Raw genomic sequence first — 22,851 nt, forward strand, 5'->3', positions numbered from 1 at the left:
ACTGTGTCCTCAAACGCCGGACGGGCTGAAAATCAGCCCGTCCGGCGTTTGAGGACAAAGGGGGCGAGGGGGCGCAGCCCCCATGCGTGGTCGGGAAGGGGAAGGGGCGGCGGGGGCGAGGAGAAGTCCTAGTCCAAGTAGCCCCTCAGCTGGTCCGCGAACGCGTGGTCGCGGAGTTTGTTGAGGGTCTTGGACTCGATCTGGCGGATCCGCTCACGGGTGACGCCGAAGATCCGCCCGATCTCCTCCAGCGTGCGCGGGCGCCCGTCCGCCAGCCCGTACCGGAGTTGGACGACCTTCCGCTCACGCTCGCCCAGCGTGGACAGCACCGCCTCCAGATGCTCCCGGAGGAGCAGGAACGCCGCCGACTCGACAGGACTCGTCGCGTCCCCGTCCTCGATCAGGTCCCCGAGGGCGACATCGTCCTCCTCCCCCACCGGCGCGTGGAGCGACACCGGCTCCTGCGCGAGCCGCAACACCTCACTGACCCGCTCACTGGGCAGGTCGAGATGCGCCGCGACCTCCTCCGGCGTCGGCTCGTACCCCCGTTCCTGCAGCATCCGCCGCTGCACCCGCACGACCCGGTTGATGAGTTCGACCACGTGCACGGGGACCCGGATCGTGCGGGCCTGGTCGGCGAGGGCCCGGGACATGGCCTGGCGGATCCACCAGGTCGCGTACGTCGAGAACTTGTACCCGCGGGCGTAGTCGAACTTCTCGACCGCCCTGATCAGCCCCAGGTTGCCTTCCTGGACCAGGTCGAGCATGGTGAGCCCGCGCCCCACGTACCGCTTGGCGACGGAGACGACGAGACGCAGGTTCGCCTCGATGAGCCGGCGTTTGGCCATGCGGCCCATGACCACGAGTTTGTCGAGGTCCAGGGCGAGTTGGCTGTCGAGGTCGGAGGCCAGCCGGAGCTTCTCCTCGGCGAAGAGGCCCGCTTCGACCCGGCGGGCGAGTTCGACCTCCTCGACCGCAGTGAGGAGCGGGATCCGGCCGATCTCCCGCAGGTACTGGCGGAACAGGTCGGAGGACGGCCCGCCGGTGTCCGCGCGTCCGCGCGGCACTTCCACCGGCTCCGGCGTCTCGGTCTCGCTCTCCACGAGGACGGCGGCGGGCGGCTCCGGCGTGCTCTCCGGCTCCGGTGCGCTCTCGGGGTGCTGGGCGGCACGGTTCTGCGGTGGTACGGCCGCGAGGACATCGGCGTCCGTGTCCTTGTGCGCGGGGTGCGCGGGGTGCGTGCTGTTGTCGGTCAGGGTCTGGGTCTGCACGGGGGCGACCTCCAGGAATGTCGCTGCTGAGGCGTGCGGCAGCGGGACGGGGACGACGGCCTTGCCGCTGTCCGTCCCGAACACGTTGAGCGGAACCGCGGGGACTTCGGACCCGTCGCGTTCGGGTCGGCCGCGCTCCGAGGACTCAGGCACCGGAACCCAGTGTGGAGTACGACACATCCTCGCCACGAGGGGCGTGCGGTGACTTTTTGAGTCCTGTCCGTGACTGCCCGGTTACCCTCACGGAAAGTATGTATGCTCCTGTGCACCCTGATCTGGGACGTTCCCCGAGGTGTCCGGTTCCCGACCAGGGGTCCCGACCAGGGGTTCGCCGCCGCCCGCCCGCTCAGAGCGCGGCGGGGCCCTTCTCGCGCAGGGCCTGGTCGTACTGCTGGAGGACCCACAGCTCGTTCTGCACGGCCGTCAGCTGGGCCGGGTCGCCCTGCGCGCTGGCGCGCGCGAGCGCGCCCTGGACGTCGCGGACCCGGCGCTCGACGGCCCGCCGGCGGACGGTCACCAACTGCTCGCCGGCGTAGGCCTCGTCGACGGTCTTGCGCATGATGGCCTCGACGGCCAGCTCCGTGACCATGGCGCGAACCACGTCGTCCCGGGCGGCCTCGCGGACCTGTACGAGGTATTCCTGCGGGTCCTGGACGCCGTACTCCGCGCCGCCCGCCTCCATGATCGTCTCGCGGACGGCCGCGTACGGCGGGGCGGTGAACTCGTCCACCCCGTACGCGTCGAAGGCCGGGGAGACCAGGTCGGGGCGCTGCAGGGCCAGCTTCAGCAGTTCGCGCTCGGTGGCGAACACCGGGTTGCGCAGGGTCAGGGCCGGGCCCGAAGGGGGCTTGGGGCCGCTGTTCTCGTACTGCTGCGGGGCGCGGCCGTTGCCCGTCGGCGCGGGGCCCTTGCCGCCGCGGTCGCGGGCCCAGCGGGCCATCTGGGCGACCCTCTTGACGACGAACTGCGTGTCGAGGATGCCGAGCATGCCGGCGAGCTGGACGGCGACCTCGTGCTGGGCGCCGCTGTTCTTGATGCGGGCCACGACGGGCGCGGACTCGTCGAGCGCGGCGGCGCGGCCCGCGGGGGTCTCCAGGTCGTAGCGGGCGGTGATCTGGCGCAGGGCGAACTCGAAGAGCGGGGTGCGCGGTTCGACGAGGTCGGCGACGGCCGCGTCGCCCTTGGCGAGGCGCAGGTCGCAGGGGTCCATGCCGTCCGGGGCGATCGCGATGTACGTCTCGGCGGCGAACTTCTGGTCGTCCTCGAAGGCGCGCAGGGCGGCCTTCTGGCCGGCCGAGTCCCCGTCGAAGGTGAAGATCACCCGTGCCGAGCCGTTGTCCATCAGGAGCCGGCGCAGGATCTTGATGTGGTCGTTGCCGAAGGCCGTGCCGCAGGTCGCGATGGCGGTGGTGATGCCGGCCAGGTGGCAGGCCATGACGTCGGTGTAGCCCTCGACGACGACGGCCCGGCTGCTCTTGGCGATGTCCTTCTTGGCGAGGTCGATGCCGTACAGGACCTGGGACTTGCGGTAGATCGGCGTGTCGGGCGTGTTCAGGTACTTCGGGCCGTTGTCCGACTCGTAGAGCTTGCGGGCGCCGAAGCCGACGACCTCGCCGCCGATGTCGCGGATCGGCCACATCAGCCGGCCGCGGAAGCGGTCGATGGGGCCGCGGCGGCCCTCCTGGGCGAGGCCGGAGAGCAGCAGTTCCTTGTCGGTGAAGCCCTTGCCGCGCAGGTAGCGGACGAGGTGGTCCCAGCCCTGGGGGCTGTAGCCGACGCCGAAGTGCGTGGCGGCCGACTGGTCGAAGCCGCGCTCGGCGAGGAACGTGCGGCCGGTGTCGGCCTCGGAGCTGCTGTCGAGCTGCTCGATGTAGAACTTGGCCGCGGCCTGGTGGGCCTCGACCAGGCGGATCCGCTCGCCGCGCTGGTGGGAGGGGTTGTACCCGCCCTCTTCGTAACGAAGGGTGATGCCCGCCTGGCCCGCGAGGCGCTCGACCGCCTCCGAGAAGGTGAGGTGGTCGACCTTCATCACGAACGTGATGGTGTCGCCGCCCTCCTGGCAGCCGAAGCAGTGGAAGAGCCCCTTGCTCGGGCTGACCTGGAAGGAGGGCGACTTCTCGTCGTGGAACGGGCACAGTCCCTTGAGGTTTCCGCCGCCCGCGTTGCGCAGTTGGAGGTACTCGGACACCACGGCGTCGATCGGGACCCCGTCCCGAACCGCCTTCACGTCCTCGTCGTTGATCCTGCCGGCCACGCGCCGAGTCTACGGGGACGGTGTGACAGTGGAGTCCCCCCGAGCCTCTGCGCCGGTCATGGGACCAGGCTGTCCAGCGGAACGTGCGGGTCGGCGAGCGCCTCGGTGTCCACCTGTGCCCCCGTGCGGATCAGCTGCTGGATGGGTTCTGTGACGTCCCACACATTGACGTTCATCCCGGCGAGCACGCGCCCCTCCTTCACCCAGAAGGCGATGAATTCGCGCTTGCTCGCGTCTCCCCGGATCACCACTTGGTCGTACGTCCCCGGGGGCGCCCAGCCCGAGTACTCAAGCCCTACGTCGTACTGGTCGGAGAAGAAATAGGGCACCCTGTCGTACGTCGTTCCGCGGTCCAGCATCGCTCGGGCCGCCGCCGGGCCGCCGTTCAGCGCGTTCGCCCAGTGCTCGACGCGCAGCCGCGTGCCGAACAGCGGGTGCGGGAAGGCGGCCACGTCACCGGCCGCGTAGATGTCGGGGTCGGAGGTGCGCAGCCGCTCGTCGACCGCGATGCCGCCGCCGTGCGCCCGGTCGGCCAGTTCCAGGCCCGCCGCCTCGGCGAGGCCGGTGCGCGGGGCCGCGCCGATCGCGGCCAGGACGTCGTGCGCGGGGTGTTCCTCGCCGTCGTCGGTGCGGGCGGCCAGGACCAGGCCGTCGTGGCCGGTGATCTCGGTGAGGCGGGCGCCGAAGTGGAAGCGGACACCGTGCTCGCGGTGCAGCTCGGCGAAGATCTCGCCCAGCTCGGGGCCGAGCACGCCGTGCAGCGCGGTCTGCTCGGACTCGACGACGGTGACCTCGGCCCCGTACTCACGGGCCGCCGCGGCGATCTCCAGGCCGATCCAGCCGGCGCCCGCGACGACCAGGTGGCCGTTGTCGCGGCCGAGGGCGGCCAGGACCTGCTTGAGGCGCTCGGAGTGGGCGAGGCGCCGCAGGTGGTGGACTCCGACGAGGTCGGTGCCCGGGATGTCGAGACGGCGCGGTTCGGCGCCGGTCACGAGCAGCAGCTTGTCGTAGTGGACGAGGGTGCCGTCGTCGCCGAAGCGGACGGTCTTCGCGGTCCGGTCGATCGCGTCGACGGTCTGGCCGAGGTGCAGCTCGACGTCGTTCTGCGCGTACCAGGCGGGCTCGTGGACGAAGACGCTGTCGCGCTCCTCCTTGCCGAGCAGATATCCCTTGGACAGCGGCGGCCTTTCGTACGGGTGGTCCCGTTCGTCACAGATCAGTATCACCCGGCCGTTGAAGCCCTCCGCCCGGAGCGTCTCGGCCGCCTTGGCGCCGGCCAGGCCTCCTCCGACGATGACGAATGTCTGATCTGCGTCGACCACTTGATGCCTCCTCGTTACGGTGTCGCCACCTGCGAGCGTCCCGCACGCAGCGTGATGGGGGAAGAGGGAGCGGCCCCTTCAGGCCACGCAGGGTCACGTACGCCCCCTCCGGACGTCACACCTGCACCCTGAGCCTCGCATGCAGTGATCGTGCGGCGGCGTCCGTGAGCGAGGCGATCTGGTCGACGATCACCCGCTTGCGGGCCCGGTCGTCGGACGCCTCGTCGAACAAGGCTCGAAACTGCGGGTCGAGGCCCTCGGGCGCCCGCTCGGTCAGTGCCTCGGCCAGCTCGGCGACGACGATCCGCTGGTCGGCGCGGAGCAGCTCCTGCTCGGCGCGCTGCATCACGTACCGGTCGGCGACGGCCTTGAGCACCGCGCACTCCAGGCGCGCGGCGCGCGGGACGACCAGTTCGGCTGCGTACCGCGTGAGTCTGCCCGTCCCGTACCTCGCGCGCGTGGCGCTCTCCGCGGCGAGGCAGAACCGGCCGATGAGCTGGCTGGTGGCGTCCTTCAGCCGGGCCTGCGCGACGGCCGAGCCGTCGTAGCCGTGCGGCCACCACTCCTGGCCGAGGATCCGGTCGAGGGCCGCGGCCAGCTCGGCGGGATCGGTGTCCGCCTCCACGTACCGCCCGATCGCGACCCGGAAGATCTCCTGCCGCTCGGGCTCCGCGTGCAGGCACTCGGGGTCGATGTGACCCGCGTGCAGGCCGTCCTCCACGTCGTGCACCGAATACGCCACGTCGTCGGCCCAGTCCATGACCTGGGCCTCGAAGGTGGTGCGGGTGCCGGGGGCGCCCTCGCGGATCCAGTCGAAGACGGGGCGGTCGTCCTCGTAGACCCCGAACTTCACGGAGCCCGGGTCGGTGGGGTGGGAGCCGCGCGGCCAGGGGTACTTCGTGGCGGCGTCGAGGGTGGCGCGGGTGAGGTTGAGGCCGACGCTGAACAGGCCGTCACCGTCCGCGAGGGCCGCCGACGGGACGGCCGCGCCGCGCACGAAGCGCTTGGGCTCGATCCGGGTGAGGAGTCTGAGCGACTGGGCGTTGCCCTCGAAGCCGCCGCAGTCCTCGGCGAACTCGTTCAGCGCCTGTTCTCCGTTGTGCCCGAACGGCGGGTGGCCCAGGTCGTGGGAGAGGCAGGCCGCCTCGACGAGGTCGGGGTCGCAGCCGAGGGCGGCGCCCAGCTCGCGGCCGATCTGGGCGCACTCCAGGGAGTGGGTCAGACGGGTGCGGGGGCTCGCGTCCCAGATCTGGCTCCGGGTGCCGGGGGTGACCACCTGGGTCTTGCCCGCGAGGCGGCGGAGGGCGGAGCTGTGCAGGACGCGGGCGCGGTCTCGCTGGAAGGCGGTGCGGCCCGGGCGTTTGTCCGGCTCTGTGGCCCAGCGGGCCACTGACGTGGGGTCGTAGGCCGGGGGGTTGGTCTTTGGCTCGTGTGCCTGTGCCTGTGCCTCTGCCTGTGGGGGGCGGGGGGTTTCGGTGCTCGTGCCTTCCATGCCTTGACAGTAAGCGGAGGGGCTGACAATTGGGGTGTGTGATTGCGCCTGCGCGGTTTTTGCGCCTGCGTTTTGCCTCTGCGCGTTTTGCGCCTGCGCGTCTGCCGTGTACTGGCCGGGGGCGGGTGCGGGTTCGTTGTGGCTGGTCGCGCCGTTCCCCGCGCCCCTAGGCGGTTGCGGCCAGGGTGTGTTGTGAAGATGTCGGGGTCGCCATGGCCTGGTCGTAGCGGTGCAGGGCCAGACGGGCCATCGTCGGGTGGGAGCCCAAGGGGGCCGCCGCCAGGCCCGGGGCCGCTGCCGTGCACTGCGTGGCGAAGCGGCCGGGGGCCGTGAAGTAGGAGGCCACCGCGATGCGGGGGCGGCCCCGGGCGGTGAGGGCGCGTACGGCGTCCGTGACCGTGGGGGTGGCGGCGGAGGCGTACGCGGGGACGACCGGGACGCCCAGGCGGTTCGCGAGCAGCCTCGCGGTGTGGCGGGTGTCGACGGCCGCGTCGGGGTCGCGCGAACCCGCCGCGGCGAGCACGACCGCGCTCGTCCGGCGCTCGACCGCGTCCGGCGTGCGCCAGCCGGCCTCGACCAGACGCTCGTACAGCGTCTCCACGAGCAGCGGGTGCGGGCCCAGCGGTCCGGCGATCCGGACGTGCGCCGACGACGCCGCGGCCACTTCGGGGATGTCCCGCTTGACGTGGTGGCCGCGGCTCAGCAGCAGCGGTACGAGGACCGCGTCACCGGTGCCGAGGGCGGCGAGCGTGTCGGGCAGCAGGGGTTCGTTCAGCTCGATGTGCCCGAGGTGCACGGGCAGACCGGGGCGCAGCTCGCGGATCCGCTCCATGAGGGTCCGTACGGTGCTCAGGGCACGTGGATCGCGGCTGCCGTGGCCCACCAGGACGAGCGCGGGCGGGGCAGGACGCCGGGTGCCGCGCCGACTGCTGCTGTTCCGGTTCATGAGGTGCGCCGTCATGCGTCAAGGGTGCCGGTAGGAGGTTGCCTGCCCGTTGCGCCGTGATCACGGAGCTTTTCCGGGGCTTCACGGTGGGGTGCGGGGCCGTGTGAGATGCCGTGCCGTGAGCCGTGCCACGAGTCGCGCCACAGGTCGCGCCATGAGTGGAGTCACTCGGAGTGAACCGGATGGCCCCGCCAGGCGTCTCCCGTGGCGAGGCCGCCCGAGGCCACCCGGGGAGGGACCGTCCCATGCGTCGTCCGAGACGTCCGCGACTGCCGCGACTGCCGGAGTTCCTGCGACCGCGGCTGCCGCGCACCCGTACCGGGCAGCGCCGTGCCGTGCAGGCTGTGATGGCCGGGTGCGTGCTCGGGCTGCTCCCGTCGGCGTGGATGTTCACGGTCACGGGCGACCGGCTGCGGACGGCGGCGGACGTGCCGCGCACCGAGGTCGCGGTCGTCTTCGGGGCCGGGCTGTGGCAGGGCGAGCCGTCCCCGTATCTCGCGCACCGGCTGGACGCTGCGGCGCAGCTGTACCGGTCCGGCCGTATCCAGGTGGTCCTGGTCACCGGCGACAACAGCCGTGAGGACTACGACGAGCCGGACGCCATGCGCGCCTATCTCACGAAGCGGGGCGTGCCCGACGGGCGGATCGTCAGCGACTACGCCGGCTTCGACACCTGGGACTCCTGTGTGCGGGCCAAGAAGATCTTCGGCGTGGACGAGGCCGTACTGATCAGCCAGGGCTTCCACATCCGGCGCGCGGTCGCGCTGTGCGAGGAGGCGGGCGTCGCGTCGTACGGGGTCGGGGTGGACGACGTGCACGACACGACCTGGTACTACGGCGGGGCCCGCGAGGTGGTGGCGGCCGGGAAGGCGCTCCTGGACGCGGTCTTCGAGCCCGATCCCACCTTCCTGGGGCCTCAAGAGCCGGGCGTGGAAAGGGCGTTGGCGTCCGCCAAACAGTCTGCGGGGCAGTAGTCGGGAGATGGATGTCACGCCGCCGACGGGGTTTGGCGGCGGTCGCTCACCCTGCCGCGTGAAAGCGGTTCCGAAGCGTTCTGTAGTCAACCGACTACGGATAGTGTCTTTTTCAGCAGCCCGGACCTTCAACTGGGCTTGATGGGAAGGACACATGATGACTGGACTTCGTACTGCCTTCGTCGCCGCCATGGCGGCCGCACTGCTGTCGGTGCCGGGTGCCGTGGTGACCGCCTCGGCGGACAGCGACGGGGCGCTGCGGGAGCCCGGCTGCGCCAAGCTCGGCGCCTCCGGCTGGGGATGGGCCGACATCCACAACGTGTGCGGCCACACGATCTCCGCCACGGTCGAAGTCGACGGGTGGGACCCCAGCTGTATCCAGATCGGACCCGGCGGGGTGGGACGCATCGGCCTGGAGGCGGGCGACGAGCCCTACTACGCGTACGAGTGCTGAGCGGGGCCGCGTGAGCGGGCCGCGTGTGTGTGGCCGCGCACACGTGGCTGAGTGATCGCGGTCTTCGGGCGGGCGGCGGGGCGGAGCACTGGCGGGTGCTCCCACCCCGCCGCCCCCTCCTCGCGCGGGCGCCCTCACGGCCGGCCGGTGCGGGCGGGGAGGTCCCCGTGCCTGCCGCGTAACGGGGTGCGTCGTGCCGCGTAACACGTCCGACGCACGCTGAACGGTATGCAGACCTCCGTGACGCCCACCCACTGCCCGTACTGCGCGCTGCAGTGCGGTATGAACCTGACGCCCGTGCCGGGCGGCGAGGGCGGCAGCGTGGTGGAGGTGACGGAACGCACCGACTTCCCGGTGAACCGGGGCGCCCTCTGCGGCAAGGGCCGCACCGCGCCCGCGCTGCTCTCGTCCCGGGTGCGGCTGACCACCCCGCTGGTCCGCGAGGACGGCGAGCTGCGGCCGGCCGGCTGGGGCGAGGCGCTCGACCGGATCGCCGAGGGGCTGTCCCGCACTCGTACGGAGCATGGCCCGGACGCGTGCGGGATCTTCGGCGGGGGCGGGCTGACCAACGAGAAGGCGTACACGCTCGGCAAGTTCGCCCGCGTCGCGCTCGGCACCTCGCAGATCGACTACAACGGACGGTTCTGCATGTCGTCCGCGGCGGCCGGTGGCATCAAGGCCTTCGGTCTTGACCGGGGGCTGCCCTTCCCGCTGGAGGACATCCCGAGGACGGGGTGTGTGATCCTCGTCGGCTCGAATCTCGCCGAGACCATGCCTCCCGCGCTGCGCTACCTCACGGAGCTGAGGGAGAACGGCGGCACGTTGATCGTGATCGATCCGCGCCGCACGCGTACGGCCGAGCAGGCGGATCTGCATCTCGCCCCGCGTCCTGGCACCGATCTCGCCCTGGCACTGGGGCTGTTGCACCTGGTGGTGGCGGAGGGGCGTACGGACGAGGCGTACATCCAGGAGCGTACGAGCGGGTGGGAGGAGGCGCGGGCGGCGGCGATGGCGCACTGGCCGGAGTACGTGGAACGGATCACGGGGGTGTCCGTTCCCCAACTCCGCGAGGCCGTAAGGATGTTCTGCGAGCCGGAGTCCGCGATGGTGCTCACCGCGCGCGGGCCCGAGCAGCAGTCCAAGGGCACGGACACGGTCGGCGCGTGGATCAACCTGTGCCTGGCGACCGGGCGGGCGGGGCGGCCGTACTCCGGGTACGGCTGCCTCACCGGGCAGGGCAACGGGCAGGGCGGGCGTGAACACGGGCAGAAGGCCGACCAGTTGCCCGGCTACCGCAAACTCGACGACCCGGCCGCGCGGCGGCATGTGGCCGAGGTCTGGGGCGTCGACCCCGACTCGCTGCCGGGGCCGGGCCGCAGCGCGTACGAGCTGCTCGACGCCATGGGCACGGACATCCGCTCGCTGCTGGTGATGGCCTCCAATCCGGTGGTGTCCGCGCCCCGGGCCGCCCACATCGAGGAACGGCTGCGGTCGCTGGACTTCCTGGCCGTCGCCGACGTGGTGCTGTCCGAGACGGCCGAGCTGGCGGACGTCGTCCTCCCCGTCACCCAGTGGGCCGAGGAGACGGGCACGACGACCAGCCTGGAGGGCCGCGTCCTGCTGCGCCGGCAGGCGATCACACCGCCGGACGGCATCCGCAGCGATCTGTACGTGCTGCGGGAACTGGCCGCCCGCCTGGGCGTGGAGAAGGGCTTCCCCACGGACCCGGAGGAGGTCTTCGAGGAACTGCGGCGGGCCAGTGCGGGTGGGGCCGCCGACTACTCGGGGATCACGTACCGGCGGTTGGCGGAGGAGAACGGGGTGTTCTGGCCGTGCCCCGCGGAAGAGGCCGGTGACTCGACAGGGCCCGCTGCCGGCACCGGTGCGGGCGGGGCGCACCCCGGTACGCCCCGGCTGTTCCTCGACCGGTTCGCCACGCCGGACGGGCGGGCGCGGTTCGTCGCCGTGAGCCATCGGCCGCTGGCTGAGGAGCCGGACGAGGAGTACCCGGTGCTGCTGACCACCGGCCGGGTGGTCTCCCAGTACCAGTCGGGTGCGCAGACGCGCCGCGTCGACGAGCTGAACGCCGCCGCGCCCGGCCCCTTCGTGGAGTTGCATCCCCGGCTGGCCGAGCGGCTCGGGGTCGTGGAGGGGGAACCACTGGCCGTGGTGTCGCGGCGGGGGCGCGCGGTGGCGCCGGCGCGGATCACGACCACGATCCGGGCCGACACGGTGTTCATGCCGTTTCACTGGCCGGGGGAAGGGCGGGCCAACACGTTGACGAATCCGGCGCTCGATCCGGTGTCGCGGATGCCGGAGTTCAAGGGGTGTGCGGTTCGGGTGGAGCGGGTGGGGAGTGTTGAGCGGGTGGGTTGAGGTCGGGGGGATGCTGCGGGTCCGTGGGGGCTGGTCGCGCCCCGCGGCGGAGCCGCACGTAGACACAGCCCCGCGCCCCTAAAGGCCAAAGACTGCGCCGTTCCCCGCGCCCCTAACGGGGCCTCCAGTCGCCGCCTTTGATCAGCTGGCCGCCCGCCCTCAGTTCCGCCGCCACCGTCGGGGCCGCCACGTACACCCATGCCCGTACGCGTGCGGCGTCCGACGTCCTTGTTACGTCTCTTGCCACGCGCTCGTAGAGATGTGCCGGGTCGCCCGGGGCGTACTCCTCCAATTCGTCCAGTGCGGCGAGGAGTTGTGGGTAGGCGGCGGGGTCGGCCGTGACGAGTTCGCCGTGCACCACTCCTCCGTGGGCTTCAGGCGTCTCGACCGCGTACGGGTATCCGGGACCCTCGTACAGCAGCGCGCCCGTGAGGGTCGCCGGGGTCTCCGAGAGTGTGCGTCCGCGAAGGAAGGCGTCGTGGTTCGCCTCACCTCGGAGCAGCGTCCCGTAGACGAAGAACGGCAGTCGGTTCACCCTGCCCGGACCTTCGCAGAAACGATTCTCACCCCACACACATCCCCACACGTCCCCCAGCGATCAGCTATGGACATGACACCACCCGGCCACCTAGAACTGAACGGGCATTCGCATTCGCATCCCCCCACCCTCCACTCCCCCACCACGCGTTTCGCGTGCCTTCTTGAGGAGTTCGATGCGTTCGATGAGTCGGACACGGCACATCCGGGGCTCGCGCCTCGCCACCGTCGGTATATCCGCGGCGGCCACCACCTTGCTCGCGGGCGCCCTGTCCCCCGGCGCGGGCGCGGCCGACGGGCCGAGCCGCGACACCGTGCTCGGCAACGCGGCAGCGGTGATCGCCGATCAGGCCGCACGGCTGGGCCTCACCTCCGACCAGGGCACGAAGGCCCGTGACGTGATCGTCGACACGGACGGCACACAGCATGTGCGGTACGACCGTACATACCGTCAATTGCCGGTACTGGGCGGCGACTTCGTTGTCCATCTGACGTCGGCCGGTGACTACCGCAGCTCCGAACGGGCCACCACGCGTCCACTCTCCCTCACGAGCGTCGAGCCGTCGGTGTCGGCGCCCAAGGCGGCCGGTCTCGCCACCGCGGCCCTGCGTCTCGCGAACGTCGGCGAGACGCTCCGCGGGCTGGTCGCCAAGCCGCAGTTGGTGGTCGACGCCCTGCACGGCAAGCCTCGGCTGGCCTGGCGCACCGAGGCCACCGGCAAGGACTCGCTCGGGAATCCGATGGCCCGGGTCGTCCTCACCGACGCGGTCACCGGACAGCAGATCGACGCCTGGGACAGCATCGAGACGGCGGCCGGTGACGGGCGCTCCCTCTACGCGGGAACGGTCCCGCTGCAGACGACGAAGTCCGGCTCGACCTATCAACTGACCGACCCCACCAGGGGAAACACGTACACGGGCGACACGCAGAACAAGACCGACTCCTGCATCCTCATCCTCTGCTACAAGCGTGCGGCGGCGCCCGTCCTCACCGACGCCGACAACCACTGGGGGACGGGGGCCAATTCAAACCGCGCCTCGGCGGCGGTCGACGCGCAGTACGGGACCGACACCACCTGGGACTACTACAAGAAGACCCACGGCCGCAGCGGGATAGCGGGCGACGGCAAGGGCTCGTACAACCGTGTGCACTACGGGAGCGCCTACAACAACGCGTTCTGGGACGACGGTTGCTTCTGCATGACGTACGGCGACGGTGACGGGACGACCTTCGGGCCGCTGGTGTCCCTGGACGTGAGCGGCCACGAGATGTCCCACGGCGTGACCTCGAAGACGGCGGCGCTGACGTACTCGGGCGAGCCCGGCGGCCTGAACGAGGCGACCTCCGACGTATTCGGCACGCTGGTGGAGTTCTATGCGGCCAACCCCTCCGACCCCGGGGACTGGCGGATCGGCGAGAAGGTCGTGAAGTCCGGCTTCGGCCGCTCGGCGCTCCGGTACATGGATCAGCCCTCCAAGGACGGCAACTCCGCGGACTGCTGGACCTCTTCGGTCGGCGACCTCGACGTCCACTACTCCTCGGGCGTCGCCAACCACTTCGCGTACCTCCTCGCCGAGGGCAGCGGCCCGAAGACCGTCGGAGGCGTCGCCCACAACGGCACCACCTGCGACGGCACGAAGGTGACGGGCATCGGCAGGGCCAGACTGGGCGCGATCTGGTACCGGGCGCTGACGGTCTACATGACGTCGTCGACGAAGTACGCGGGCGCCCGCACGGCCACCCTGAACGCCGCGAAGGACCTGTACGGCGCCGGCAGCACGGAGTACGCGGCGGTGGGCGCGGCCTGGTCGGCGGTATCGGTGTCCTGAACCGACGCGAGATCTTTGTCGGCCGCCCCGGTTCACGACCGGGGCGGCCACTCGCATGTCAAGCGGGGGTCGGGCATTCAGCGGGCTGCGCGAGTGCCGGCACGCGACCCGATTGCGTTGCACTCCCGGTCGGACTCCGCGCCCGCGACGTCCAGTTCGCACCAGACGGACTTGCCGACGGTCAGCGTGTGTACGCCCCAGCGGTCGGCCACCTGTCCGACGATCAGCAGCCCACGCCCGAACATGTCGTCCGCGGTCGCCTCGCGGAGGTTGGGCCGTAACTCCCCCTTCGGGTCGGACACGGAGATTCGTACAACCTGCTCGGTGAGGGTGAGTTCCACCCGGAAGAGCCGCTCGCGAAGGCTGCCGTGCAGCACGGCGTTACTGGCCAGCTCGGACACCAACAGAGCCGCATCGGCCGCGAGTTCCGAGTGCCCCCAGTCCGTGAGCAGGCGGTGGGCCCGGCGTCGGGCGAGGGTGACGCTTCTGGGAAGCGGGGTGTAGTCGAGGCGGTCGTGCTGGAGAGCCAAAGGCTCGTCGGGGGCGATCATGCCGCTCGCTTTCGGGCAGGGGTGAGTTGCGCCGGACTTCGACCGGTGCCGCTCTGTGATCGGTTCGCCACCGAAGGTAGGCATCTGGCGCTGGCCATGCAAGTTAGTCCTGGACTAATTAATCCGATCGAGGTTGCAGGGCGACTACGCACCGCGACAGACTGACCGCGTACCGGGGCCGAAGGAGCACGACTTGACCGCGAATCAAGCGACGTTGGGCAACAGCACCTCCTCGGTGCTGGGACGCCGACTGGGCGGAGAACTCATCACGCTGCGTACGGCAGCGGGGCTGACGCAGTCCCACGCCGCCAAGGTCCTCTCCTCGTCCATCACCAAGGTCACCAAGATGGAGCGGGGCTGGGTCCCCATGCGCGACCCGGACCTCCGGGCGCTGTGCGAGCTGTACGGCGTCCATGACCCCCGGGTCGTCGGCGGGCTCCTTGAACTGGCCAGGGTCGACCGCGAGCGCCGCAAGGCCAGGGGCTGGTGGAGCGACTACACGATCCCCGCCGTCCTGCAGGAGTACGTCTCGCTGGAGAGCGCGGCCACTGCCATCAAGGCATGGCAGCCGGCGTTCATCCCGGGACTCCTGCAAACACCCGCTTACGTAAGGGCGTTGAGATCGAGCCCGGCCGCATCAGTGACCAAGGGCCCCGAGCCGGACGAGGAGTTCATCGCGGCGAGGCTGGCACGTCAGCGGCGACTCACCGACGACCCGCCGCTCTCCCTGCGAGTGGTGGTCTACGAAGCCGCTCTCCGCAACTTCCCCGGCGGTACGGCAACAGCCGAAGGCCAACTCCAAGCACTCACGAGGGCGGCCGCCCTGCCAAGCGTCGAGCTGCGGATCTTCCCGTTCAGCGCCGGTACACACCCAGGCCTGGTCGGCTCATTCAACATCATCTCGTTCGCCGCTCCCGGAGCCATGGACATCGTCTACGTCGAGGCCCCCTTCGTCGAACGCTGGGTGGAGGGCGGGGAGGCCGCAGCTGCTTACGATGAGCTGTTCGAGAGGATCACCGAACGCGCCCTGGACGAAGGAGAGTCGGTGGCATTCCTCCACCAGCTGCGTAAGGAACTGTGAGTCGTGCCTGAGTACAAGTACGAGTACCGCAAGTCCAGCTTCAGCAACGAAAAGGCCGAGTGCGTGGAAATAGCCACCAACATCCCCACCACCGCCATCGCGATACGGGACTCCAAACGCTCCCCCGGCCCCTCCCTCCACATCCGGCCCGCCACCTGGACGGCCTTCCGCACCGCCCTGGTGAGCGGTGAACTGGTGCCGCCCCGCAGCTAGGGCGCGTCCGGGCAGGCCGAGGCAACCAAGCCTCCAGGGCGGCCTCCACTGCCTCGATCTACTCCGACGACAGAGGCCGCACCTCACTGCGCTACCACTGGATCCGCTTCTGATCGGCTGACATCCGGTGGCGGGGCGTCAGCGGTGTACGACGCTGACGACCCGCTTCTCTTCGAGATCGCGGAGCCCTCGCACCGGGCGGGCGTGAGGGTTCGGGTCAGTGGCGGTCGGTCAGGAACACCGAGCGGAGTTTGAGGCGGTCCGTGGCCGGTTGGCCGTGGGGGCGCAGGGTCCAGGAGTCGCCGCTGCAGTCGGGCTCGGTGAACACCATCACCCAGGTGTCGGTGTCGTTGTGCGGGGCGAAGGCCGGCTCGGACGCGTCCGGGTCCGCGACCTCGGGCAGCACGATGCAGGCGGGGCTCTCCGGGTCGTGCAGGGTGACCGACTGCGGCCGACCGTCGGGCCCTGCGTACTTGTAGGAGAAGTCCCCTGTGGCGGCGCTCGCGGACGCCGCTTGGGTGACGACGAGAACGAGCGCTCCGACTGCGGCGGCAGCGGTGTGGCGAAGACGCATTCCTTTTCCTCCGGAACGTTGACGGCTCCTCGGGGCCGATGAGCCCGGGGAGTCCGTGAATCCGTCTGGCCGCATCCCCCGGCCGGGCCGCCCCGATACGCGGTGTCACCCGCACGTGAACGAGGTATCGATCCTGCGTACGCCGTGTGGGTCCGTCCGCCCGTCCGCCTGTCGGTCCGGATTTAAAGGCTGGCCGCTCATGGGCGCCGCGTGTCACGGTTCACGTCACTCGTAGGACACGGAGATCACGGAGCCCCATGCCGCCCGCACCCAAGATGCACCCCGACGAGCTCGACATCGACGCGGCGCTCGTCGGGCGGCTCGTCGCCGAGCAGTTTCCCGAGTGGGCCGGGCTGTCCGTGAAGCAGGTGGTGTCCGCCGGGACCGACAACGCCATGTACCGGCTCGGCGAGGACATGGTCGTACGGCTGCCGCGGTTGCCCGGTGGGGCGGGGCAGGTCGAGAAGGAGCAGCGGTGGCTGTCGAGTCTCGCGCCGCGGCTGCCGCTCGCCGTCCCCGTGCCGCTCGCCGCGGGCGCCCCCGGGCAGGGGTACGCGCTCCCGTGGGGCGTGTTCCGCTGGCTGGACGGCAGCAACGTCTACGACCAGCCACTGAGGGAGGGTGCCGAACTCGCCGATGCCGCACGCCAGTTGGGCCGGTTCGTGGCCGCGCTGCGGCGGGTCGATGCCGTCGGCGGGTCGCCTTCCTGGCGTGGGGGTCCGCTCGCCGACGACCGGCACGTGCGGGCCGCCATCCATGATCTCGGCGCGGACGGCACGCTGGACGCGAGCGCGGCGACAGCCGTCTGGGAGGACGCCCTGCGGGTCCCCCGGTGGACCGGCGAACCCGTCTGGCTGCACGGCGACCTCCTGCCCGGCAATCTGCTGGCGCAGGACGGTCGCCTCAGCGCGGTCATCGACTTCGGCGGGCTCGGCACCGGCGATCCGGCGGCCGACGTACTCGCCGCCTGGGCCGTGTTCGACGGCGAGACCCGGCCCCTGTTCCGCGAGACCGCCGACGTCGACGACGACACCTGGGCCCGCGGGCGCGGCTGGGCCCTGTACTTCGGCCTGACGGCGGAACACCACTACCGGGTCACCAATCCCGTACTGGCGGCCGTCGGCCACCGGACGGTGACGGAGGCCCTCGCCGACGCCGAGCAGGAAGCCCGGCTGCCTCAGCAGTAGTGAGCCCGGCAGCGTCAACTGCCGTACGGCCGTGCAGTCTTCGCCTCCCGCAGTGCCGATCCCCACCACCCCAGCTGGTCCAGCATCACCTTCGCGGCCGCGTTCGGGGCCGCGGGGTCCCGGTGGTGGCCCTCGTCGTCGAAGGACGCGCCCGCGTTGTGGAAGGACACCGTGTCGCGGACGGTGACGGCGTGCAGCTCGGCGAAGACCTGGCGGAGCTGTTCGACGGCCCGCAGGCCGCCGGAGACCCCGCCGTACGAGACGAAGCCGACGGGCTTGGCCCGCCACTCCTCGTAGTGCCAGTCGATGAGGGCCTTGAGCGAGGCGGGGAAGGAGTGGTTGTACTCGGGGGTCAGGACGACGAAGGCGTCGGCGGCGGCCAGCTTGGGCGTGATCTTCGCCAGCTCGGCGGTCACCTCGGGCGTCGGGGAGTAGGAGAGGGCTGTCGGCAGTCCGGCGTCGGCCGTGTCCACCACCTCGGCCGTGAGGTCGTCGCGTTCGCGGAGCCGGTCCAGGAGCCAGTCGGCGACGACGGGGCCGAAGCGGCCCTCCCGGTTGCTGCCGATGATGACGGCGACCTTGAGGGGCGAGGAGGCGGGGGCGGGGGCGGGGGCGGCAAGGGATGCGGAGACGTCCGCTGTGGGGTTCATGCACCGAGCCTCACACCTCGACCAAACTTGAGGTCAAGGCGGCAGCGGCGAGAACCGGTCACCCGTTCACACGTGCCGCCCGTCCTCTTCGGGTTCTTTTTGGCGCGACGCCTCTCGCACCCTCGGTGACCTGGTGAAACGTAGACGGGGCGGTATCGCGCAGCCCCCGCCTGACACCCGTTCACCGCACTTCTGACGCGCCATCAGGAGGCGTACGCCGTCGACTGCCACTTACCTCGGTAGGGCAGGGCGTGACCGACGCAGCGACACATGGGGGTGTCGCGGGCCGCGCCCCCTCGACAGGAGCACGCACGATGCGCACAGCCCGCCTGCTGACCGGTACCGCGCTCGCCGTCGCCTCGGCGGCCCTCTGCGCGGCACCCGCGTACGGGGCGGCTGGGGACGAGGCCGGCGCGGGGTCCATCGAGCTCTATCCGGCCACCGTCGCGCCCGGCGCCGAGGTCACCGTGAACACCGCGTCCTGCGAGGCCGACGACGCCGTGTCGGGTGACGCCGGGGCCGTCGGCGCGGGCCGTTTCACGCTGATCCCCAGCGCGCACGAAGGGGACGCGGTCGGCCGGTTCGAGGTGCCGCCCTCCGCGCAGCCCGGCACGTACGAGATCGTCGTGCGCTGTTCCGGCGGTACGCGGATGACCGGCGACCTGGTGGTCACGCTCACCTCCACCGAGGAGAGCAGGCCGCAGACGCAGGTCCACCCGCGGGGAAGTGTGAAGACGGGGGTCGGCGGCGCACTCGGCCCCGACCCCGTGCAGACCGCGGCGGGAGTGGCCGCCCTGGCCGTCGCCGCCGCGGGCGGTACCTGGCTCCTGCATCGCCGGGCGAGAGGCGACGGGATCTGACGGACACCCTCCGCTGTCCACCGGTACCGCTGTCCCCTTCCTCCTCCGGGCCCGACGCCCCTCGCGGCCCGGAGGAGGACGCGGGACCCATGGAACGTCACAGGAGGAGAGGGGCCCGGGTGCGAGTGCGTCCGTTCGGCAGCGTCTCGAACATCTCCAACGTCTCGATAACCGTCGCCACGCTGCTCGCGCTGCTCTGCGGGGCCTGGCTGCTGCACCGCGGCGCCCAGACGCACGCGCCGCCTCAGCCGTCGGCCGCGCAGGCCCGCGCGGGCAGCCATGTGGACCGGCCCGCGGCCGACGCGCTGCCGCACTCACCGCCCGACCGCGTCCGTATCCCCTCGATCCGGGTGGACGCCCCCCTCATGGGCCTCGGCCTCTCCCCGCAGGGCAGTCTCGACGTGCCGCCCGCGGCCCGGAAGAACCTTGCCGGCTGGTACGAGGCCGGTACCGCGCCCGGCGAGAAGGGCACCGCGATCGTCGCGGGCCATGTCGACAACGCCGAGGGCCCCGCCGTCTTCTACCGGCTCGGCGCCCTCGGCAAGGGCAGCACGATCGAGGTCGGCCGCCGGGACGGCAGCGTCGCCCTCTTCTCCGTGGACGCGGTCGAGGTGTACGACGCCCGCGACTTCCCGGACGAGAAGGTGTACGGGGCCGCGGGGCGCCCGGAACTGCGCGTGATCACCTGCGGGGGCGGCTACTCGGCGGGCACCGGCTACCAGGGCAACGTGGTCGTCTTCGCCCACCTCACGGGCAGCCGCCGCTCCTGATCGCCAGACACGTCAGGGGTGTCAGACGCGTCGGAGGCGGCACAGGGCCGGCCGGGCTCAGAGCCAGAAGTCGTACGCCAGCTTCGCCACCAGCGCGAACACCACCGTCAGCAGCACGCCCCGTACGAAGCCGCTGCCCTTCTTGAGCGCGGTGCGCGCCCCGGCCATGGCGCCGACCAGGTTGAACACGGCCATCAGCGCGGCCAGCTGCCAGAACACCGTGCCCTTCCAGGCGAACGTGGCCAGCGCACCCGCGTTGGTGCAGCAGTTGATGATCTTCGCGGTGGCGGAGGCGGACACCAGGTCGAGGTGCAGCAGCGCGGTCAGGGCGAGGACGAGGAACGTGCCCGTGCCGGGGCCGACCAGTCCGTCGTAGAAGCCGATGCCCAGGCCCGCGAGTCCGATCGCGGCGAGGACGCGGCGCGGTGAGACGGGCTCGGCCGAGGGGGCCGTACCGAACGCGGGCTTCAGGATCACGAAGGTGCCGACGCCGAGCAGGACGACCATGACGACCGGTTTCAGGATCTCGGTGCTCATCCCGGTGGCGACGAAGGCCCCGGCCGTGGACCCCGCGAGCGCCGCGAGTCCGATCCGTATCGCCGTGCGGACGTCCACGGGCGCCTTGCGCGCGTACGTGACCGCCGCGCCCGTCGTCCCGACGATCGCCACGGCCTTGTTGGTGCCGAGCGCGTACTGGGCCGCCGAGCCCGAGTTCGGCAGGCCGAGGAGCAGCGCGGGGAGGAGGAGCAGGCCGCCGCCGCCCACGACCGCGTCGATCCAGCCGGCCGCGAGGGCGGCGAGGCACAGGACGACGACCATGGTCAGCGATATGTCGGGCATGATCACGACACTACGGACGAGATGGATGTGTCGTCCACGAATCCTGTGATCCTTGAGAGTCTTCTGAGGTTCCCGCAGATCACACGGGCGGATCGCCCCGCAGGTCAGCCCGTCGTCTTCAGGTAGCGCAGGACCGCCAGCACCCGCCGGTTCTCCGTCTCGGAGGGCGGCAGGCCGAGCTTGGCGAAGATGTTGGCGATGTGCTTCTCCACGGCCCGTTCCGAGACGGTGAAGGACGCGGCGATCGCGTGGTTCGTCCGCCCCTCGGCCATCAGCGCCAGCACCTCGCGCTCGCGGGGCGTGAGGGCGTCCAGGGCGGTGGCGCGGCGGCTCGCGCCGAAGAGCTGGGCGACGACCTCGGGGTCGAGGGCGGTCCCGCCGGCGGCGATCCGCTCCAGCGCGTCCACGAACTCGCCGATGTCGACGACCCGCTCCTTGAGCAGGTAGCCGACGCCGCCCGGGTGGGTGCCGAGCAGTTGGGCCGCGTACTTCGTCTCGACGTACTGGGAGAAGATCAGCACGCCGGTGCCGGGGTGGTCGGCGCGCAGCCGCACGGCCGCCCTGATCCCCTCGTCCGTCTGGGTCGGCGGGAGCCGGATGTCGACGACGGCGGCGTCCGGGCGGTGCTCGGCCACGGCGGTCAGCAGCGCGTCGGCGTCCCCGACGGCCGCGGCGACCTCCAGGCCCCGCAGTTGCAGGAGCTGGGCCAGGCCGTCGCGCAGGAGTGCGGAGTCCTCGGCGATGACCACGCGCATGTGCCCCGTCTCCCCCATGTGCCCCGTGTGCCTCTTGTTTCCGGTGGGTGCCTCGGCCTCCGGTGGGTGCCTCAGCCTCGGTACGGCAGCTCGACCGTGACCACCGTAGGCCCTCCCGGTGGGCTGTCGCAGGTGAGCGTGCCGTCGACGGTCCGTACCCGGGTCAGCAGGCCGGTGAGTCCCGAGCCCGCGCCGATCGCCGCGCCCCCGCGGCCCTCGTCCCGGACGGTGAGCGCGAGCAGCCCGGCGCGGGCGGTCACCCGCACCGTGGCGCCCGGCGCCCCGCTGTGCTTGGCCGCGTTGGCGAGGAGTTCGGCGGCGCAGAAGTAGGCGATCGACTCGACGGCGGGCGCGGGCCGGTCCGCGATGTCGGTGACGACCTCGACGGGCAGCGCCACGTCCGCCGCGAGGGTGGCGAGGGCCGTGTCCAGGCCCTGGTCCAGTACGGGCGGATGGATGCCCTTGACGAGATGGCGCAGGTCGGCGATGGCCTGCTTGGCGTTGCCCTGGGCGGTGTCGACGACGGTGAGGAGCCGCTCGCGGTCCGCGTCCGCGCCGATCAGCTCCCGGATCATCGTCAGATGCATCGCGAGCCCGACGAGCCGGGCCTGCGTCCCGTCGTGCAGGTCGCGCTCGATCCGGCGCAGGGTGGCCGCCGCGTCGTCCACGGCCTGGGCGCGCGTCTCCTCCAGGGTGCGGATACGGCGGTCCGCGGCACTCGGGCCGAGCATGGCGGCCAGCAGCAGGCGGTGCGGGGTGAGGGCGTGGCGCATCAGCCAGGGCGCGGCCGACAGGAGCAGGAGCCCCGCGGCCACCGGGATCAGCCAGCGCGGCCAGGAGTCGAGCTGGACGCCGAGAACTTCGAGGGACACGTGCCGTACGGAGTCCCCGTCGCGCACGGTGTGGTGGTTCCAGCGCTTGAGGAGGGGGTGGAGGACCGACTGCGTCCCGTAGCCGTATGCGCCGAGGGCCGCCGCGTACGCGAGGACCGCCGTGACGGGCACGCCGAGCGCGCAGCCGACGGCGCGCCAGCCGGCCCGGCCGAGGAGCAGGGCGCGGCGGCGGCCCAGGACGCCGGGGGCGCCGGGTGTCGGCGGCTTCTCGATGTCCAGGTGCAGCAGGCGGCGTGCGAGGGCCCGTTGGAGCGCGCCGAGCGCGAGCGCGCCCCGCACGGTCAGCGCGAGGACCCACAGCCCCAGCGTGGTCACGGACAGGACCCCGCCGACGAGCAGCCCCGCGAGCGTCAGCAGACAGCCGACGAGGGCGAGCGGGAGCGCGATCAGCGCGTAGAGGAGGGTGGCGAGGGCCCGCGGGGTGAAGGCGGCGAGCGGGCGCCGGGCGGCCGTGACCGCGAGGGCGGTGACCGGGCGGCGCGTGGACCTGGGGTCAGGCATCTCGTCAACCTACGGCCGCGCGAGGAGTGCCGTCGCCAGCCGCAACTGGCGCGGCCAGGGCGCGGCCGAGCCACGGCAACAGCAGCAGGAAGCCGATACCGCCCAGGACCGCGTGGAACGCCCATGCGCCGGCGAAGGCCGGTCCGCACCAGGAGGTGGACGGGTCGCCGCCGCGCAGGGGCCGGCCGATGTTCATGGGGACGATCGACCGGCCGTACAGGGTGACGGCCGCCACCGCGAGGTTCAGCGGCAGGGCGAGCGGCGCGTGCAGCACACCGGGTGAGGAGCCCGGCAGGCGCCCGCCGAGGAAGCGGCCGACGAGGTCGCGCTGCCGGCGGCCCGCCGCCGCCCGGCCGCCGAGCAGCGCCACCGGTACGGCCGGCGGCGCGTACGCGACCCGCCGCCGGGTGCGCGCGGTGAACGGCTCGCGCACGAGCTGCCGGGCCCGTACGGGTACGCGGTCCCGGACGTGCGCTTTCCCGGCGTGCGGTTCCCGGGCGATGTCCATGTTCGCTCCTCCG

The 22,851-nt window shown here is 71.7% G+C and carries 22 protein-coding genes; 9 read left to right on the forward strand and 13 right to left on the reverse strand.

Annotation, left to right across the window (positions count from 1 at the left end; translation table 11 throughout):
* Positions 1–128: 128 nt before the first annotated feature.
* The 5 genes from ACFVH5_RS22535 to ACFVH5_RS22555 all read right to left on the reverse strand — a co-directional run bounded on the left by ACFVH5_RS22535 (position 129) and on the right by ACFVH5_RS22555 (position 7,300).
* Positions 129–1,424 carry an RNA polymerase sigma factor gene (locus tag ACFVH5_RS22535; protein WP_384814012.1) on the reverse strand — a complete coding sequence of 432 codons (1,296 nt, stop codon included), beginning with the start codon at positions 1,422–1,424 and terminating at the stop codon, positions 129–131.
* Positions 1,425–1,617: 193 nt separating this feature from the next.
* Positions 1,618–3,525 (reverse strand): DNA primase, encoded by a 1,908-nt coding sequence (gene dnaG, locus ACFVH5_RS22540; RefSeq protein ID WP_385835398.1) that lies wholly within the window; start codon positions 3,523–3,525, stop codon positions 1,618–1,620.
* A 56-nt stretch (positions 3,526–3,581) separates the two neighbouring features.
* Positions 3,582–4,847, reverse strand: a complete 1,266-nt coding sequence (locus ACFVH5_RS22545; protein WP_385835399.1) for an NAD(P)/FAD-dependent oxidoreductase — start codon at positions 4,845–4,847, stop codon at positions 3,582–3,584.
* A 115-nt stretch (positions 4,848–4,962) separates the two neighbouring features.
* Positions 4,963–6,339 (reverse strand): deoxyguanosinetriphosphate triphosphohydrolase, encoded by a 1,377-nt coding sequence (locus tag ACFVH5_RS22550; protein WP_385835400.1) that lies wholly within the window; start codon positions 6,337–6,339, stop codon positions 4,963–4,965.
* Between the two features lie 166 nt (positions 6,340–6,505).
* Complete coding sequence (locus tag ACFVH5_RS22555) at positions 6,506–7,300, reverse strand: sirohydrochlorin chelatase (RefSeq protein ID WP_385835402.1); 795 nt, start codon at positions 7,298–7,300, stop codon at positions 6,506–6,508.
* 230 nt (positions 7,301–7,530) lie between these two features.
* Here ACFVH5_RS22555 and ACFVH5_RS22560 point away from each other — a divergent pair, with 230 nt between their 5' ends.
* The 3 genes from ACFVH5_RS22560 (at position 7,531) to ACFVH5_RS22570 (ending at position 11,089) form a co-directional block, all read left to right on the forward strand.
* Positions 7,531–8,259 carry a vancomycin high temperature exclusion protein gene (locus ACFVH5_RS22560; protein WP_385835403.1) on the forward strand — a complete coding sequence of 243 codons (729 nt, stop codon included), beginning with the start codon at positions 7,531–7,533 and terminating at the stop codon, positions 8,257–8,259.
* Positions 8,260–8,416: 157 nt separating this feature from the next.
* Positions 8,417–8,713, forward strand: coding sequence for a hypothetical protein (locus ACFVH5_RS22565; RefSeq protein WP_384814026.1), 297 nt, complete (start codon positions 8,417–8,419; stop codon positions 8,711–8,713).
* A 228-nt stretch (positions 8,714–8,941) separates the two neighbouring features.
* Positions 8,942–11,089, forward strand: a complete 2,148-nt coding sequence (locus ACFVH5_RS22570; protein WP_385835404.1) for a molybdopterin oxidoreductase family protein — start codon at positions 8,942–8,944, stop codon at positions 11,087–11,089.
* A gap of 112 nt (positions 11,090–11,201) precedes the next feature.
* Here ACFVH5_RS22570 and ACFVH5_RS22575 read toward each other — a convergent pair whose 3' ends face one another.
* Entirely contained in the window at positions 11,202–11,624 is a 423-nt protein-coding gene (locus ACFVH5_RS22575; RefSeq protein ID WP_385835405.1) for a gamma-glutamylcyclotransferase family protein, read from the reverse strand.
* A 187-nt stretch (positions 11,625–11,811) separates the two neighbouring features.
* On the opposite strand from ACFVH5_RS22575, the gene ACFVH5_RS22580 reads away from it, so the two are divergent.
* Positions 11,812–13,455 (forward strand): M4 family metallopeptidase, encoded by a 1,644-nt coding sequence (locus ACFVH5_RS22580; RefSeq protein ID WP_385835450.1) that lies wholly within the window; start codon positions 11,812–11,814, stop codon positions 13,453–13,455.
* Positions 13,456–13,532: 77 nt separating this feature from the next.
* On the opposite strand, the gene ACFVH5_RS22585 is transcribed toward ACFVH5_RS22580, so the two are convergent.
* The gene (locus ACFVH5_RS22585; RefSeq protein WP_385835406.1) at positions 13,533–14,006 is read right to left on the reverse strand and encodes an ATP-binding protein; all 474 of its coding nucleotides are present in this window, start codon (positions 14,004–14,006) and stop codon (positions 13,533–13,535) included.
* 193 nt (positions 14,007–14,199) lie between these two features.
* Here ACFVH5_RS22585 and ACFVH5_RS22590 point away from each other — a divergent pair, with 193 nt between their 5' ends.
* The gene (locus tag ACFVH5_RS22590; RefSeq protein WP_385835407.1) at positions 14,200–15,087 is read left to right on the forward strand and encodes a helix-turn-helix domain-containing protein; all 888 of its coding nucleotides are present in this window, start codon (positions 14,200–14,202) and stop codon (positions 15,085–15,087) included.
* 3 nt (positions 15,088–15,090) lie between these two features.
* Positions 15,091–15,300: a DUF397 domain-containing protein gene (locus ACFVH5_RS22595; RefSeq protein ID WP_385835408.1), complete on the forward strand. Its 210-nt coding sequence runs from the start codon at positions 15,091–15,093 to the stop codon at positions 15,298–15,300.
* Positions 15,301–15,517: 217 nt separating this feature from the next.
* Here the strand turns inward: ACFVH5_RS22595 and ACFVH5_RS22600 are convergent, their stop codons facing one another.
* On the reverse strand, positions 15,518–15,874 hold the full coding sequence (locus ACFVH5_RS22600) for a hypothetical protein (RefSeq protein ID WP_385835409.1): 357 nt from the start codon (positions 15,872–15,874) through the stop codon (positions 15,518–15,520).
* Between the two features lie 257 nt (positions 15,875–16,131).
* Here ACFVH5_RS22600 and ACFVH5_RS22605 point away from each other — a divergent pair, with 257 nt between their 5' ends.
* Positions 16,132–17,061, forward strand: a complete 930-nt coding sequence (locus tag ACFVH5_RS22605; RefSeq protein WP_385835411.1) for an aminoglycoside phosphotransferase family protein — start codon at positions 16,132–16,134, stop codon at positions 17,059–17,061.
* Between the two features lie 14 nt (positions 17,062–17,075).
* Here ACFVH5_RS22605 and ACFVH5_RS22610 read toward each other — a convergent pair whose 3' ends face one another.
* Positions 17,076–17,711, reverse strand: coding sequence for an NADPH-dependent FMN reductase (locus ACFVH5_RS22610; RefSeq protein ID WP_385835412.1), 636 nt, complete (start codon positions 17,709–17,711; stop codon positions 17,076–17,078).
* A 314-nt stretch (positions 17,712–18,025) separates the two neighbouring features.
* On the opposite strand from ACFVH5_RS22610, the gene ACFVH5_RS22615 reads away from it, so the two are divergent.
* Entirely contained in the window at positions 18,026–18,571 is a 546-nt protein-coding gene (locus ACFVH5_RS22615) for a hypothetical protein (protein WP_385835413.1), read from the forward strand.
* A 119-nt stretch (positions 18,572–18,690) separates the two neighbouring features.
* A complete protein-coding gene (locus tag ACFVH5_RS22620) occupies positions 18,691–19,341 on the forward strand; it encodes a class F sortase (RefSeq protein WP_385835414.1) in 651 nt (216 codons plus the stop codon).
* A 57-nt stretch (positions 19,342–19,398) separates the two neighbouring features.
* On the opposite strand, the gene ACFVH5_RS22625 is transcribed toward ACFVH5_RS22620, so the two are convergent.
* The 4 genes from ACFVH5_RS22625 to ACFVH5_RS22640 form a co-directional block, all read right to left on the reverse strand.
* Positions 19,399–20,181: a TSUP family transporter gene (locus ACFVH5_RS22625; protein ID WP_366785006.1), complete on the reverse strand. Its 783-nt coding sequence runs from the start codon at positions 20,179–20,181 to the stop codon at positions 19,399–19,401.
* Positions 20,182–20,285: 104 nt separating this feature from the next.
* Positions 20,286–20,936: a response regulator transcription factor gene (locus tag ACFVH5_RS22630; RefSeq protein ID WP_385835416.1), complete on the reverse strand. Its 651-nt coding sequence runs from the start codon at positions 20,934–20,936 to the stop codon at positions 20,286–20,288.
* A 71-nt stretch (positions 20,937–21,007) separates the two neighbouring features.
* Complete coding sequence (locus ACFVH5_RS22635) at positions 21,008–22,330, reverse strand: sensor histidine kinase (protein WP_385835417.1); 1,323 nt, start codon at positions 22,328–22,330, stop codon at positions 21,008–21,010.
* Between the two features lie 4 nt (positions 22,331–22,334).
* The gene (locus ACFVH5_RS22640; RefSeq protein WP_385835418.1) at positions 22,335–22,838 is read right to left on the reverse strand and encodes a hypothetical protein; all 504 of its coding nucleotides are present in this window, start codon (positions 22,836–22,838) and stop codon (positions 22,335–22,337) included.
* Positions 22,839–22,851 lie beyond the last annotated feature (13 nt).

The sequence above is a fragment of the Streptomyces sp. NPDC127119 genome, assembly GCF_042677425.1.
Taxonomy (GTDB): Bacteria; Actinomycetota; Actinomycetes; order Streptomycetales; family Streptomycetaceae; genus Streptomyces.

Bases quoted from the DNA above. Each gene is read 5' to 3' on its own strand.
- ACFVH5_RS22550 (WP_385835400.1), bottom strand. From the start codon at position 6,339: ATGGAAGGCACGAGCACCGAAACCCCCCGCCCCCCACAGGCAGAGGCA.
- ACFVH5_RS22555 (WP_385835402.1), bottom strand. From the start codon at position 7,300: ATGACGGCGCACCTCATGAACCGGAACAGCAGCAGTCGGCGCGGCACC.
- ACFVH5_RS22560 (WP_385835403.1), top strand. From the start codon at position 7,531: ATGCGTCGTCCGAGACGTCCGCGACTGCCGCGACTGCCGGAGTTCCTG.
- ACFVH5_RS22565 (WP_384814026.1), top strand. From the start codon at position 8,417: ATGACTGGACTTCGTACTGCCTTCGTCGCCGCCATGGCGGCCGCACTG.
- ACFVH5_RS22570 (WP_385835404.1), top strand. From the start codon at position 8,942: ATGCAGACCTCCGTGACGCCCACCCACTGCCCGTACTGCGCGCTGCAG.
- ACFVH5_RS22580 (WP_385835450.1), top strand. From the start codon at position 11,812: ATGAGTCGGACACGGCACATCCGGGGCTCGCGCCTCGCCACCGTCGGT.
- ACFVH5_RS22585 (WP_385835406.1), bottom strand. From the start codon at position 14,006: ATGATCGCCCCCGACGAGCCTTTGGCTCTCCAGCACGACCGCCTCGAC.
- ACFVH5_RS22600 (WP_385835409.1), bottom strand. From the start codon at position 15,874: ATGCGTCTTCGCCACACCGCTGCCGCCGCAGTCGGAGCGCTCGTTCTC.
- ACFVH5_RS22605 (WP_385835411.1), top strand. From the start codon at position 16,132: ATGCCGCCCGCACCCAAGATGCACCCCGACGAGCTCGACATCGACGCG.
- ACFVH5_RS22610 (WP_385835412.1), bottom strand. From the start codon at position 17,711: ATGAACCCCACAGCGGACGTCTCCGCATCCCTTGCCGCCCCCGCCCCC.
- ACFVH5_RS22615 (WP_385835413.1), top strand. From the start codon at position 18,026: ATGCGCACAGCCCGCCTGCTGACCGGTACCGCGCTCGCCGTCGCCTCG.
- ACFVH5_RS22625 (WP_366785006.1), bottom strand. From the start codon at position 20,181: ATGCCCGACATATCGCTGACCATGGTCGTCGTCCTGTGCCTCGCCGCC.
- ACFVH5_RS22630 (WP_385835416.1), bottom strand. From the start codon at position 20,936: ATGCGCGTGGTCATCGCCGAGGACTCCGCACTCCTGCGCGACGGCCTG.
- ACFVH5_RS22635 (WP_385835417.1), bottom strand. From the start codon at position 22,330: ATGCCTGACCCCAGGTCCACGCGCCGCCCGGTCACCGCCCTCGCGGTC.
- ACFVH5_RS22640 (WP_385835418.1), bottom strand. From the start codon at position 22,838: ATGGACATCGCCCGGGAACCGCACGCCGGGAAAGCGCACGTCCGGGAC.